This window comes from Actinomycetospora termitidis, from assembly GCF_030286555.1.
Classification (GTDB): Bacteria; Actinomycetota; Actinomycetes; order Mycobacteriales; family Pseudonocardiaceae; genus Actinomycetospora; species Actinomycetospora termitidis.
The window spans coordinates 1,294,208-1,306,513 of the sequence record NZ_JASVWF010000001.1; the positions used below are offsets into that span (position 1 = coordinate 1,294,208).

Genomic DNA, 12,306 nt, shown 5'->3' on the forward strand with positions numbered 1-12,306 from the left:
TAGAAGCTGCGAGGGTGCCGTTCGTTCGTGAGGGGGCGGGCGCGGACGGCCGCACCGACTACGACCGACGGCGCAGCCGGGCGCCGAGCACGACGAGCCCCAGCACGACGACGAGGCCGATCGCGAGCCAGGCGCCCCAGCCGGTGTCGCCGGTGGCGGGGGAGTCCGGCGCGTCGGACGCGGACACCGGGGACGCGGTCGTCTCCACCGCCGACCCGGCGTCGGGGGCCTGCTCGGTCAGCCGGCCCACCGAGGCGTCCCGGGGGAGCGCGTAGCCGTAGTCCAGGAGCGCGAGCCCCTGCTCGACCATCGGCACCGGATGCTGCTCGCCGTGCATCAGGACCACCACGAGCCGGCGGCCGCCCCGGTCCTGCGCGCCGATGTAGGTGTGGCGGGCATCGTCGGTGAACCCGGTCTTGCCGCCGAGCGCGCCCGGATAGCGAAAGATCTTGTTGTCGTTGTCGACGACGATCGGCGGCTTCCCGGCGAATCCCGGGAACTGGATCTGCCGCGTGCCGACCGCCTGCGCGAACGGTGCCTCGCGCATGCCGAGCCGGAAGATGCTCGCCAGGTCGTAGGCGCTCGAGCTCTGCCCCGGCCCGTCGAGTCCCGACGGGGTCGCTGCCCGGGTGTCGTGCGCGCCGATCTCCGCCGCGGTGCGGTTCATCAGATCCACCGTCGCGGGCACCGAGCCGGTGAGGCGCACCGCGAGGGCGTGCGCGGTGTCGTTGCCCGAGGCCATCAGCATCGCGTCGAGGAGCTGGCGCACCGTGTACTGGCCGCCCGGCCCCATCCCGACCCGGGTGCCCTCCTGGTTCGCGTCGTCCTGGGTGCCGGTGAGCACCTGGTCCAGGGGCAGCTGCCGCGCGACCAGCAGTCCGGTCAAGGTCTTGAGCAGCGACGCCGGGCGCAACCTCGCGTGCGGGACCCGGGCGGCGAGCACCGCCCCCGTGTCCAGGTCGGCGACGACGTAGGACTGCACCCCGACCTCCGGCGGCGCGGGAGCTCCGCGCGGCACGACGGTGCCGCAGGTCCCCATCTGCGCGCCCCCGACCGGCGTCGACGGGACCGGCAGGGCGGCCGGCGCGGCGGCGCCGGGGCGAGGGGCCTCCGAGTCGTCCACCGGGGGCGCGGGGCGGTCGACCTGGCACCCGGTCTGGGAGGGGGCCGCCGACGCCGTCGGTGCGGCGCCGAGCAGGAGGAGCAGGGCGACCAGCAACGAGGCCGCGACACGGTGGGACATCGTGCTCCGACCCTAGACGGGTGACGTCCCGACGGCGGGTCGGGTCCGTCCCGGTGCCGCCCCGGACACGACGACGGCCCGCCCCCCGCAGCTGGGGGACGGGCCGTCGTCGGGAAAGGATCAGTCCTCGTCGTCCTCCGGGGCGTGCTCGCCGTTGAGCGAGATGTCGCGGCCGGAGGTCAGCGCCGGCTTGCGGTTGCTGCGGCGGGTGGCCGGACGCGGCGCCGGGCCCTGCTGCTGCCCGCCGGAACCGAGGATGATCTCGGCGAACGTCGAGAGCGCCTCGTCGAGCTGGCCGGCCTGCCGGCGCTCGGACTCCTCGTTGGAGCGGTTGACCAGCGCGACGACGGCCTCGTGGTCGGGGCGGTTGACCAGCGTGCCGTCGAGCTTGTCCAGCGACGCCTCGAGCGAGGAGGCGAGCGAGGAGACCCGGTCGCGCAGGTTCGTCTCGACGCCGTCGACGCGGGCGGTCAGCCCGGTCAGGGACTTCCCGAGGTCGTCGGCGGTGCCCGCGAGCTTGGCGTCGACGCCGTCGATGCGGGTCCCGACGGTCGACTCGACCGTCTCGACCCGGCCGCCCAGCGAGCTCTCGACGCCCTCGACACGGTTGCCGAGGCCGTCCAGCCGCCCCGCGAGCTCCTCGAGCCGCGTCGTGAGCTCGCTCGCCGTCGTGCCGGCCGCGGTACGGGCCTCCTCGGCGTCGCCGTGCGCGGCCTGGCGGGAGGAGGCGATCTCCTCGGAGAGCGCGCGGGAGGTCTCGGAGAGCGCGCGCGAGGTCTCCTCGACCTGGCCGCGCAGCGTGGACTCGACGGCCTCCAGACGCTCCCGGACCGGGCCGGTGACCGCGGCGGGCATCCCGTCGAGGCGCATCTCGTGCCGGTCGAGGCGGTTGTCGAGGTCGTCGAGGCGCTTGTGCAGCCCGCCGATGCGGTCCTCGAGGCCGTCCATGCGGCCGGCCACGCCCTCGAAGCGGCCCGTGACGCCGTCGAGACGGCCGTCGAGCTGGGCGAACGGCGTCGCGAGCTTGTCGGCGACGCGGTCGACGATCCCCTCGACGAGCCGGGCGAGCGACGAGATCGCCGACTCCTGCGCGTCGAGCTTCGCGACCGTCTCGTCCAGCCGCTCGGCCAGCACGCTCATCTCGGTGCGGTCGGGCACCTCGGCGAGCCGCTTGCGGATCGCACCGAGGGCGTCGAGCGCGGCGAGCCGACCGTGGATCTCGTCGAGCGAGTCGAAGATCTGCTGCTGCTCGGAGTCCCTGACCTCGGCGGCCCGGACGAGCATGCTGCGCATCCGATCGAAGGACATGGTCTGGTTGGTGTCGATCACAGGAGCCACTCTCCGAGGGGACACGGCCAGGTCGGACGACGACACAGGGTCGAGCTCGACGTCGGTCATCGAGGACGCAGGCTAGCCAGGGCGGATGACCCGATCGGACGCGCCCCCGTCAGCGCAGCGTCCGCGACACCGATGACGACGCCTCGTGCGCCACACGGGTCACGGGTGACGCAGCCGTCCCAGGAGTCGGTCCTCCAAGTCACGCCATCGGGCGGATTCACGCGTGAACGGCGGGCTCGGGGTGAGCCGGTTCGGGTCCGGGCGCAGGACGAAGGAGACCAACCACCCCAGCGACTCCGACGGCGCGAGCGCCTCCCGGGTCTCGGTGTCGCCCGCCCAGTCGGCGGCGTCGAGGACCAGTTCGACGGCGAGCTCGAGCTGCGACGGGTCGACCGCCTGCGGGCCCTCGAGCAGGTCCTCGCCGAGGCCGAGCAGGACGTAGCGGTTCTCCGGGGCGATCTCGACCTCCAGGTCCCCGCCCACGGCCGCCGTCAGGACGTCGGCCCAGGTGGAGACCTCCGCGAGGTCGTGACCGTCGGCGCCCTCGTCGGCGAGCCAGGTCCGCAGGGCCCGCGCGTTCGCGAACACCTCGATCCGGCCGTCGCGGCCGAGGAAGACCGGCTCGTCGTCGAGGAAGCACCGCAGGGTGATCACCTCGCCCTCGGGCGACAGGATCGAGATCGGGTCGATGCCGACCTCCTCCCAGAACCCGGGCTCGGGCTCCTCGGCCTCGTCGACGAGGTCGGTGCGCACCGACTCGCCCGCGGTGTCGGCGCGGACGTCGCCCGGGGCGTCGGCGAGCGGCCCGTCGACGGCGGAGTCCTGCGGGTCGCTCACCACCGCCTCGGGATCGGCGGGGTGGTTCTCGGCGTCCTCCGCGCTGCCGGACTCCGCGTCCTCCGGATCGTCGATCGGGGCGGGGGTCGCCGTCGCCCGCAGCTTCGCGGCGAGCTCGGTGTCCACCTCCGGGACGGTCACGAGGGAATCGAGGGCGTCGACGACCTCGTCCCAGCGTTCGGCCACGACGTCGGCGAGCTCGGCCCACCGGGCCTCGCCGTCGCGGCCGCCGAACACGGCCACGCCCTGCTGCAGCGCGGCGAAGGACTGCGTCGAGCCGAGGATCTCGAGGACGACGGTCAGGTCGCACACCTCGGCCAGCGACCGGGTCATCTCGGTGATCTCGGCGAGGTCGTCGACCGACCAGGTGTCGGGCTCCTCGGCGACGAGCTCGGGCACGCCGACGACGTCGTAGCGCTGGATGTCCTCGGGGGTCAGCTCGTCGACCGTGAGCCCGCCGACGACGGACCAGGCGGGATGGTCGACCAGGTCGTGCTCGAGCCCGTCGGCGTCACTGGTCCGGATCCACGCGGCGAGGTCGGCGGCGTCGGCGAAGGCGAACACGTGGTCGTCGTCGCCGAGGAACGCCTCCCACTCCTCGCCGTCCTCCCGCCAGCGCGGCGCCCAGAGGGTGACCAGGTCCCCACCCGTCAGTGCGAGGGTGATCGGGACGATGTCCTGGGCCACGGTCGGCCTCCGGTGCTCCTACGGGGTGATCACGTGCGGCGGCCACCCTAGGGGCCCGCGCGTGACCAGGCCGTTCGGGGATGCACCCGTCGGGGTCACGCGACGAGGCTCGCCCTGGGCCGCGGTGCCTGGCACCCTGCGCGGAGTGCGGCTGCTGCGGACCCCGGACGAGCGATTCGCCGGCCTCGCCGGCTTCGGCCACGAGCCCGTGTACGTGGAGGTCTCCGATCCCGACGGCGGGTCCCCGGTCCGGGTCGCGACCTACCGGGTCGGTCCCGACGGCGCCGGCCCGACGGTGCTGGTGCTGCACGGCGAGCCGACGTGGTCCTACCTGTACCGCTCCGTCCTCGACACGCTGGCGGGCGCCGGGGTGCGCGCCGTCGCCGTCGACCTGGTCGGGTTCGGCCGGTCGGACAAGCCGGCGGAGGTGGCCGACCACAGCTACGCCCGGCACGTCGCATGGGTGCGGGAGGCGGTCGTCGACGCCCTCGGCCTGGACGACCTCGTGCTGCTCGGGCAGGACTGGGGCGGGCTGATCGGCCTGCGTCTCGTGGCCGAGGCCCCGGAACGGTTCCGCGCCGTCGTCGCCGCCAACACCGGTCTGCCCACCGGCGACCACGACATGCCGGAGCCGTGGTGGCGGTTCCGGCGCGCGGTGGAGCGGGCGGAGTCGCTCGACGTCGGACGCCTGGTCGCCTCCGGGTGCGCCCGCGGGCTCGATCCGGCGGCGCGGGCGGCCTACGACGCGCCGTTCCCGGACGAGTCGTACAAGGCGGGTCCGCGGGCGATGCCGCTGCTGGTGCCGACCCGGCCGGACGACCCCGAGACGGAGGCCAACCGCGCGGCCTGGGAGGCCCTCGGCCGCTACGCGCGACCGTTCCTCCTGGCGTTCTCCGACTCCGACCCGATAACCGGGCCGATGGCCCCCGTGCTGCGCGAGCACGTCCCGGGCGCCGTGGGCCTCGAGCACGCGGTGCTGCACGGGGCGGGGCACTTCCTCCAGGAGGACGCGGGCAGCGAACTGGCCTCGATCGTGGTCGGACTGGTCCGTGAGGTCGCTCGTTAGTGCTTTCGGGCTAGAGCTTAAGACCGTTGCGCGGATGACGCTCGAACGAATGAAGTAACCGCGCGGGCCGTGACCCCCGATCGTCGCCCCCGTTGAGGCCGTCGTGATGGCGCGGACCCGCGACCAGCGGGCCGTTGGACACCTCAGATTCCATGGGGGAATGAACGTGTCGATGTTCCGCAAGACCGTGCTGGCGACGGCGATCATCGGGGCCGGCCTCGGCTCGATGTCCGGTGCGGCCTTCGCCGGGGACGACCCGGGCGACGGCGGCCACCACGGCAGCCACGGCAAGCACTGGGACGACTCGTCGAAGGACGGCGGCTGCAGCAACAAGGTCTCCGCCGAGTCGAAGAACGGCGCCGGGGACACGCTGGGCGACACCACCGGTGGCGACCAGGACCTCTCGGCCTCGAACCTCTGCCACATCCTCACCGGCAACGAGATCCTGTCGAACAACAACATCGCCCTGCCGGGCGGGTCGATCGTCAACGGCGACACGCTGACCAAGACCCTGACCCGCACGTCGACCTCGGACGAGTCGACCACGACGACGACGGGCGTTCCGGCGACCTGATCCGCACCGACTGCGGGCAGGCAGTCAGCTCGACCCGCACGACCTTCGGGCCGGCACCCCCGGGAACACGTTCCCGCTCGGGTGCCGGCCCGTTGTCGTTTCCTGCTCCGTTCGGGTGAAGTGATTCGTCGGATCCCCTGCTCAACACTCGATCGTGAAGATCGTCGTCGCCCGGATCGTCACCTGGCCGTGACCTTCACTCGATCGAGGCGTTGAAGTCACCGGGTCGTGATGCGTAGCCGTGTCGCGACGCACGGTGCGCGATCCGCGCGATCGTGCTCGACCACGAACCAGGGGAGAAAGAGTGTCTGCCTTCCGTAAGACCGTCCTGACGACCGCCATCATCGGCGCCGGCCTCGCGTCCACCTCGGGTGCCGCGTTCGCGTCCGAGCACCACGACGGCGGCCACGAGAAGGCCTCGTCCGGCTGCTCCAACCTCGTCAAGGCCGACAACTCGAACGGCACCGGCAAGGTGACCCTCGGCGGCGTCCTCGGCGGCAGCCAGAACGTGTCCCCGAGCAACGTCTGCGACAACTTCTCGGGCAACTCGTTCCTCAACGGCAACAACCTGGCCGGTGGGGACATCACCAACGGCGACACCGAGTCGGTGAGCATCAACAAGGCGGAGTCCACGAGCATCGTCAAGACGATCACCGCGAGCATCCTCTAGAGCTCCCGCCGCGGCGACGTCGGCCGCCGGCCCGCTCCGACTCCCCCCGAGCGCCGGAGCGTCGATGGCCCCACGTCTCCGGCCCGGCCGGGCTCAGCCCCGGTCGGGCTGTCGCACGTTCCCGATCCGATGCCCGTCGGCAGCCGACTCCCATACGGCGCCCGGACACCCGTGATCGACCCACTTCACTTCGCTCACCAGGAAGAGTGACCATGTCGATGCTCCGCAAGACCGTCCTGACGACCGCCATCATCGGTGCGGGCCTCGCCTCCACCACGGGCGCCGCCTTCGCCGGCGACTGCCCGACCGACAGCGGCAAGAGCCACTCGTCGCACGACTCGCACGGCAAGTCCCACGAGGGCTCGAAGGGCGGCTGCTCCAACGCCGTCGACGCCCACAACTCGAACGGCTCCGGCGACATCCTCGGCGGCATCGTCACCGGCGGCTCGCAGAACGTCTCGCCGAGCAACGTGTGCGGGAACTTCAGCAACAACCAGTTCCTCAGCAACAACAACGTGTCCCTCTTCGGGAACGTGCACAACGGCGACACCAAGGAAGTCTCGAAGACCGACTCGAAGGTCAAGATCATCGACATCGCGAAGTCGTTCTAGGCTGACGCCTGCACGACACCCTCGACGGCCGGTCCGGAGTCACGCGCTCCGGGCCGGCCGTTCGTCGTCTCAGGCGAAGATCCTGTTCCGCCGAGCGAGGTGGGGCGGGGACCGATCGGTCCGCTCCCCCTCGTCGGGATCTTGGGCCGCGGGGACACCTCGAGCGGGCCCTGGGGGCTGCCGCAGGGCCCGCCGAATAGCTCTGGGTGCCCGTTCGCCCGTGGGACCTCCCGTTGTCAGTGGCATCGCGCGCTCTCGTGGCTGCGCGATGCCACTGACGTCAGCGCCCGCCGGTGAGCCGCCGGCCGATCGACGGTGGCGTTCCACTCCCACCGCATGCGTGCAGGGCGCCATCGTCACCTCGCGAGCGGCGAGTGACCGGACGCTTCATTAGGACGCCCCGTCAGCAAGCCGCCGGGCCGGATCGACGATGGCGTTCCACTCCCACCGCATGCGTGCAGGGCGCCATCGTGATCTCGCGAGCGGCGAGTGAGGGACCGGACGCTTCACCTGAAGATCCCGGACGAGTGACGCAGTGTCATCGCCGCCACGATCGCCCCGCCGGGCCACCAGGGCAGACGAGGAACATCGTCGCAGGTCAGCGATTCGTTGCTCCACGAACGGGCGAAGGTCGTGACGGAGCCGTGACCTCGCTTCGTCCCCCCGCGTTGAGCGGACTGTGACCGACCGGCGCACAGCGTCTCGCTGCGGCCGGACCGAGAGCTCCACGATTCGGGGGAATCCTGAGATGCAGATGTTCCGCAAGGCCGCCGTCGCCACCGTCATCCTGGGCGCCGGGCTCGCCTCCACCGCGGGTGTCGCGATGGCCCACGAGCACCACGGCGACGCCGGCAAGAGCTGCTCCAACGCCGCCGCGGCCAAGAGCAGCAACGGTGCCGACAAGACGCTGGGCGACACCACCGGTGGGGACCAGGACTTCGCCCTGGACAACACCTGCGACATCCTCAACGGCAACGAGATCCTGAGCGACAACAACGCCGCCACCGCTGGCACGATCACCAACGGCGACACCACGACGGTGGACGAGACCTCGACCGACACCTCCTCCTCCAGCATCGTCACGACCCTCACGGGCCTGCTGGGCTGAGCGAGCCTCCTCTCGTCGGGCCGGACCACCACGCACTGCCCCGGGTGCCCCCGGGGCTCAGCTCCCCAGCTGCGTGAGGGTCCGGCCCTTCGTCCGTCCGTCACTCTTTCGGCGGGCCTTGCAAAAATCGCGTACAACGCCGCCGTGATGCGGCGATACCCCTCACGAGACCGGAACGCGATCTGCTTTCCGGGCAGAGCCGGAACTCGTGGGGGAACAGTCATGCAGAACATCCTCGGTCGTGCCGCCGTCGCCGCCGCCGTGGTCGGTGTGGGAATCGCCTCGACCGCCGGAATCGCGAGCGCGGCGCCGTCGGGATCGTGCTCGAACTCGGTCAAGGCCGTCTCGAAGACGTCGGTCGGTCGCACGCTGGGCAACGTCACCGGCGGGTCGCAGACCATCAACGTCTCGAACTCGTGCCACAACGGGAACGGCAACGTCTACGGCAGCGGGAACAACACCGCGTCCGGGGGCGGGACGATCCGCAACGGCGACCAGACCACGATCAACCGCACCATCACCCGGACCACGTCCATCGACGCGTTCTTCGGGCCGGGCTTCCCGTTCAACTGACCCACTGCACGACGATGGCCGGTACCCGCACTCGCGGGTGCCGGCCATTTCTCGTTCGGGCGAAACGCGCTCGGACTTCGTGACGGCGGGCGGCGCGGTCCCGTTGGGCCGGACGATCCCGCCGTCCGCCCGGTGCCCCCGAGCGCCGCGGAGGCGGGGACGTCCGTACCGACGACCCGGGGGTTCCACCATCATGTCCGTCTTCCGCAAGACCGTCCTGGCCAGCGCGATCCTGGGTGCCGGCCTCGCGTCGACCGCGGGCGTCGCGACCGCGCACGAGCACCACGACGCGGGCAAGAGCTGCTCCAACGCCGCCGAGGCCGCCTCGAAGAACTCCTCGGGCAAGTCGCTCGGCGACACCACGGGTGGCGACCAGGACCTCGCGGCCTCGAACACCTGCGACATCCTCAACGGCAACCAGATCCTGAGCGACAACAACGCCGCGACCGCCGGCACGATCGTCAACGGCGACACGACCGACATCACGCGCACCCGCACCAGCTCCGACACGAGCACCACGACGACGGCGAGCTGACGCAGGTCCCCACCGCGCCACCCACCGGGCCGGTGTCCGATCCCCACCGGGGGGCGGGCACCGGCCCGTCGTCGTCGCACGGGAAGGGTGTCCGAGAAAAGCGTGGAGAAATAGGCCGAAAGCGCAGAGGTCTCGACGTGGAATTCACGAACGGGCGAACGTCGTGATTGTCCCGTGACCCGGCAATGGGCCATCCGTTGACTGCGACGTGGCCGATCATGCGTCGCATGGAACGGCGCACGACGACCGACGACGACCTTCGGGGGAATACCACATGTCGATGCTGCGCAAGACCGTTCTCACCACCGCGATCATCGGGGCCGGCCTCGGTTCCATGTCCGGTGCCGCCTTCGCGTGGGACAACCACGGGCACGGCGACGCCAAGGGCTGCTCGAACGAGATCGCCGCGGCGGCCGAGAACGGCTCGGGCGACTCGCTGGGCGACACGACCGGCGGCGACCAGGCCCTCGACGCCAGCAACGTCTGCGACATCCTGAACGACAACTCGATCGGCAGCGAGAACAACGTCGCGACCGCCGGTGGCGCCATCCGCAACGGCGACCTGACCGACATCACGCGGACCTCGACGTCCACCTCGACCGAGACCACCGACACCACCGCCCCCGCGCCGGCCGCCCCGGCCGCCCCGGGCGGGCTGGACCTGGGTGGCCTGCTCGGTGGCCTGCTCGGCTGAGTCCGGGGCCCTGCCCGTCCGTCTCGCTCCCTGGGAGAACCTCATGTTCCGCAAGACCCTGATCGCCACCGCCGTCGTCGGCGCCGGCCTCGCCTCCACCGCTGGTGTCGCGATGGCCCACGAGCACCACGACGCCGGCAAGAGCTGCTCCAACGCCGCCGAGGCCGCCTCGAAGAACTCGTCGGGCGACTCGCTGGGTGACACCACCGGCGGTGCGCAGGCGCTCGACCTCAGCAACACCTGCGACATCCTCAACGGCAACAAGATCGGCAGCGGCAACAACGTCGCGTCGGCGCTCGGCACGATCGTCAACGGCGACACGACCGACATCACGCGCAGCTCGACGACCACCGACACGTCGGACGAGTCGACGACGGTGACGCCGCCGGCGCCGGCTCTCTAGTCGCACTCCCCGGACGGGTTCGCCCCGTTCGGAGCAGGAGGGTGGGCCGGCGACCGCCGGCCCACCCCGCTCCCCTCCGCCGTGGGTGCCCGCACCCACTGCTCCGTTCACTCCGCCCGGTCCCCGACCCCGGGCGCCTCACCCAGACCAGGGAGAACCCATGTCCATGCTGCGCAAGGTCGTCGTCTCGACCGCCCTCCTCGGTGCCGGCCTCGGCTCGCTCGCCGGTGTCGCCTCCGCCCACGAGTCGGCCCCGGCCCAGGGCTGCTCGAACGTCGCGAAGGCGTCCGCCGAGAACGGTGCCGGCAGCACCCTCGGCGACACCACCGGTGGCGACCAGGACCTCGGCCTGTCGAACACCTGCGACATCCTGAACGGGAACGAGATCCTCTCGGGCAACAACGTCGCGACCCTCGCGGGCGTCATCACCAACGGCGACACCGTCACCGAGACCTCCTCCGAGGAGACCACCACGGAGTCGTCGATCGTCGAGACGCTGACGGGCCTGCTCCCGCTCTGAGTCCGCCACACACCGGGCAGCCGGTGTCCCCTCCTCATCACCGGGGAGGGGGCACCGGCTGTTCGTCGTCCCGGGGTCCGTGCACCGGGAGCGCGTCGATCCACGGGTCCGTCGGGCCGTCCCAGTCCCAGCGCCGCATCTGGTCGCGGCTCCGGCGGCTCTGCAGGCCGCGGTAGAGCTCGTAGAGATCCACACTGACCACGCTGCGCACCGTGTCCGGCGCCGCGTCGTCGGGGCTGCGCCACTCGGTGCCGCCCGCGCGCACCACCAGGGTCTCCCGCCCGCGGATGCCCTTGATCACCTGGCGCACGAGGACGGACGCGGTCGACGCCCAGCCGTCCCACGGCGGCTGCGGGGCACCCAGGGACTCCGCGAGGTCGCCCTCGTGCACCAGCAGGTCGCCCAGCACGGTCACGGGTACCCGGCGGTCCTCGAGCGCGTCGGCGGTCGCGTCCACGTGCCGGTCCCACTCCGCGAGCAGGGTCGGGACGTCGACGCCGCGCCGGGCCGCCACGTGCGCGGCGGTCCAGTCCGGGCCGGCCAGGCCGGACGTGCGCCGGGCGGTCACGTCGGCGGCCGTCCCGACGAGGTGAGCGAGCAGGTCGCGCACCGTCCAGTCCGGGCACGCGGGCACGACGCGCCCCGACCGGTCGTCAGGAAGATCCTCGACGAGCTCGACGACGCGGGCACGACCGGAGCGGTAGGCGTCGGCGAGCACGGGCCCAGGCTTCCAGACGGCGGGTCGGGCCGCGGACGGGTTCCCCCGTCCGCGGGAGGAGCCGGGCCGGCGGCGTCTCGGTAGGTTCCGCACCCATGCTGCTCGTCGTCGACCACCCGCTCGCCCGCGTGCGCCTGGCCGCCCTGCGCGACGCCCGCACCGACCGCGCCGCCTTCCGCGCCGCGGTCCGGGACCTGACGACGATGCTCGTCTACGAGGCCCTGCGCGACGCCCCGGTCACCGACGTGCGGGTGACGACGCCGGTGGCCGACACGACGGGCGCCGCGCTCGTGGCCCCGCCGGTCCTGGTGCCGGTGCTGCGGGCCGGACTCGGGATGGCCGAGGCCGCGCACGCCCAGGTGCCCGGCGCGCTCATGGGCTTCGTCGGCGTCGCCCGCGACGAGGAGACCCTGCAGCCCACCCCCTACATGGAGTCGCTGCCCGCCGACCTCGCCGGCCGTCCGGTGTTCGTCCTCGACCCGATGCTCGCCACGGGCGGCTCGATGGCCCACACCATCGACCTGCTCACCGCGCGCGGCGCCGACGACGTCACCGCCGTCTGCGTCGTGGCGGCCCCGGAGGGGGTGGAACGGCTGCGCGCCGCCCACCCCGACGTGCGCGTGGTGACTGCCACCGTCGACGAGCGGCTCAACGAGTACGGCTACATCGTCCCGGGCCTCGGCGACGCGGGGGACCGGCAGTTCGGAGCGATGTGACCGCCGTGTAGCC

Annotated in this window: 15 protein-coding genes; 11 read left to right on the forward strand and 4 right to left on the reverse strand. The window is 72.2% G+C overall.

All coding sequences use genetic code 11. The annotated features are described in order from the left end of the window. Window positions 1-58: 58 nt before the first annotated feature. The 3 genes from QRT03_RS06400 to QRT03_RS06410 all read right to left on the reverse strand — a co-directional run bounded on the left by QRT03_RS06400 (window position 59) and on the right by QRT03_RS06410 (window position 4,105). Window positions 59-1,243 carry a D-alanyl-D-alanine carboxypeptidase family protein gene (locus QRT03_RS06400; protein WP_286051655.1) on the reverse strand — a complete coding sequence of 395 codons (1,185 nt, stop codon included), beginning with the start codon at window positions 1,241-1,243 and terminating at the stop codon, window positions 59-61. 120 nt (window positions 1,244-1,363) lie between these two features. After that, the gene (locus QRT03_RS06405; RefSeq protein ID WP_286051656.1) at window positions 1,364-2,551 is read right to left on the reverse strand and encodes a coiled-coil domain-containing protein; all 1,188 of its coding nucleotides are present in this window, start codon (window positions 2,549-2,551) and stop codon (window positions 1,364-1,366) included. A gap of 189 nt (window positions 2,552-2,740) precedes the next feature. Further along, complete coding sequence (locus QRT03_RS06410) at window positions 2,741-4,105, reverse strand: primosomal protein (RefSeq protein ID WP_286051657.1); 1,365 nt, start codon at window positions 4,103-4,105, stop codon at window positions 2,741-2,743. A 145-nt stretch (window positions 4,106-4,250) separates the two neighbouring features. Between QRT03_RS06410 and QRT03_RS06415 the strand changes: the two genes are divergently transcribed. From QRT03_RS06415 to QRT03_RS06460, 10 genes are all read left to right on the forward strand, one after another. Beyond that, window positions 4,251-5,171, forward strand: coding sequence for a haloalkane dehalogenase (locus QRT03_RS06415; protein WP_286051658.1), 921 nt, complete (start codon window positions 4,251-4,253; stop codon window positions 5,169-5,171). Window positions 5,172-5,331: 160 nt separating this feature from the next. Further along, window positions 5,332-5,745 carry a hypothetical protein gene (locus QRT03_RS06420; protein ID WP_286051659.1) on the forward strand — a complete coding sequence of 138 codons (414 nt, stop codon included), beginning with the start codon at window positions 5,332-5,334 and terminating at the stop codon, window positions 5,743-5,745. A gap of 304 nt (window positions 5,746-6,049) precedes the next feature. Next, entirely contained in the window at window positions 6,050-6,415 is a 366-nt protein-coding gene (locus QRT03_RS06425; protein WP_286051660.1) for a hypothetical protein, read from the forward strand. 212 nt (window positions 6,416-6,627) lie between these two features. After that, window positions 6,628-7,026, forward strand: a complete 399-nt coding sequence (locus QRT03_RS06430; RefSeq protein WP_286051661.1) for a hypothetical protein — start codon at window positions 6,628-6,630, stop codon at window positions 7,024-7,026. Between the two features lie 748 nt (window positions 7,027-7,774). Next, complete coding sequence (locus QRT03_RS06435) at window positions 7,775-8,134, forward strand: hypothetical protein (RefSeq protein WP_286051662.1); 360 nt, start codon at window positions 7,775-7,777, stop codon at window positions 8,132-8,134. A gap of 222 nt (window positions 8,135-8,356) precedes the next feature. After that, on the forward strand, window positions 8,357-8,707 hold the full coding sequence (locus QRT03_RS06440) for a hypothetical protein (RefSeq protein WP_286051663.1): 351 nt from the start codon (window positions 8,357-8,359) through the stop codon (window positions 8,705-8,707). 193 nt (window positions 8,708-8,900) lie between these two features. Beyond that, on the forward strand, window positions 8,901-9,242 hold the full coding sequence (locus tag QRT03_RS06445) for a hypothetical protein (RefSeq protein WP_286051664.1): 342 nt from the start codon (window positions 8,901-8,903) through the stop codon (window positions 9,240-9,242). A 280-nt stretch (window positions 9,243-9,522) separates the two neighbouring features. After that, complete coding sequence (locus tag QRT03_RS06450; protein ID WP_286051665.1) at window positions 9,523-9,936, forward strand: hypothetical protein; 414 nt, start codon at window positions 9,523-9,525, stop codon at window positions 9,934-9,936. Window positions 9,937-9,979: 43 nt separating this feature from the next. Next, the gene (locus QRT03_RS06455; protein ID WP_286051667.1) at window positions 9,980-10,339 is read left to right on the forward strand and encodes a hypothetical protein; all 360 of its coding nucleotides are present in this window, start codon (window positions 9,980-9,982) and stop codon (window positions 10,337-10,339) included. 160 nt (window positions 10,340-10,499) lie between these two features. After that, window positions 10,500-10,859, forward strand: a complete 360-nt coding sequence (locus QRT03_RS06460; protein ID WP_286051668.1) for a hypothetical protein — start codon at window positions 10,500-10,502, stop codon at window positions 10,857-10,859. Window positions 10,860-10,896: 37 nt separating this feature from the next. On the opposite strand, the gene QRT03_RS06465 is transcribed toward QRT03_RS06460, so the two are convergent. After that, window positions 10,897-11,577, reverse strand: a complete 681-nt coding sequence (locus QRT03_RS06465) for a maleylpyruvate isomerase family mycothiol-dependent enzyme (RefSeq protein WP_286051669.1) — start codon at window positions 11,575-11,577, stop codon at window positions 10,897-10,899. Window positions 11,578-11,672: 95 nt separating this feature from the next. On the opposite strand from QRT03_RS06465, the gene upp reads away from it, so the two are divergent. Beyond that, window positions 11,673-12,293, forward strand: coding sequence for a uracil phosphoribosyltransferase (gene upp, locus QRT03_RS06470; protein ID WP_286051670.1), 621 nt, complete (start codon window positions 11,673-11,675; stop codon window positions 12,291-12,293). The last annotated feature ends 13 nt before the right edge of the window (window positions 12,294-12,306 follow it).

Coding starts and splice junctions, on each gene's coding strand:
- QRT03_RS06400 (WP_286051655.1), bottom strand. CDS start 1,243: ATGTCCCACCGTGTCGCGGCCTCGTTGCTGGTCGCCCTGCTCCTCCTG.
- QRT03_RS06405 (WP_286051656.1), bottom strand. CDS start 2,551: ATGTCCTTCGATCGGATGCGCAGCATGCTCGTCCGGGCCGCCGAGGTC.
- QRT03_RS06420 (WP_286051659.1), top strand. CDS start 5,332: ATGAACGTGTCGATGTTCCGCAAGACCGTGCTGGCGACGGCGATCATC.
- QRT03_RS06430 (WP_286051661.1), top strand. CDS start 6,628: ATGTCGATGCTCCGCAAGACCGTCCTGACGACCGCCATCATCGGTGCG.
- QRT03_RS06435 (WP_286051662.1), top strand. CDS start 7,775: ATGCAGATGTTCCGCAAGGCCGCCGTCGCCACCGTCATCCTGGGCGCC.
- QRT03_RS06440 (WP_286051663.1), top strand. CDS start 8,357: ATGCAGAACATCCTCGGTCGTGCCGCCGTCGCCGCCGCCGTGGTCGGT.
- QRT03_RS06445 (WP_286051664.1), top strand. CDS start 8,901: ATGTCCGTCTTCCGCAAGACCGTCCTGGCCAGCGCGATCCTGGGTGCC.
- QRT03_RS06450 (WP_286051665.1), top strand. CDS start 9,523: ATGCTGCGCAAGACCGTTCTCACCACCGCGATCATCGGGGCCGGCCTC.
- QRT03_RS06455 (WP_286051667.1), top strand. CDS start 9,980: ATGTTCCGCAAGACCCTGATCGCCACCGCCGTCGTCGGCGCCGGCCTC.
- QRT03_RS06460 (WP_286051668.1), top strand. CDS start 10,500: ATGTCCATGCTGCGCAAGGTCGTCGTCTCGACCGCCCTCCTCGGTGCC.
- upp (WP_286051670.1), top strand. CDS start 11,673: ATGCTGCTCGTCGTCGACCACCCGCTCGCCCGCGTGCGCCTGGCCGCC.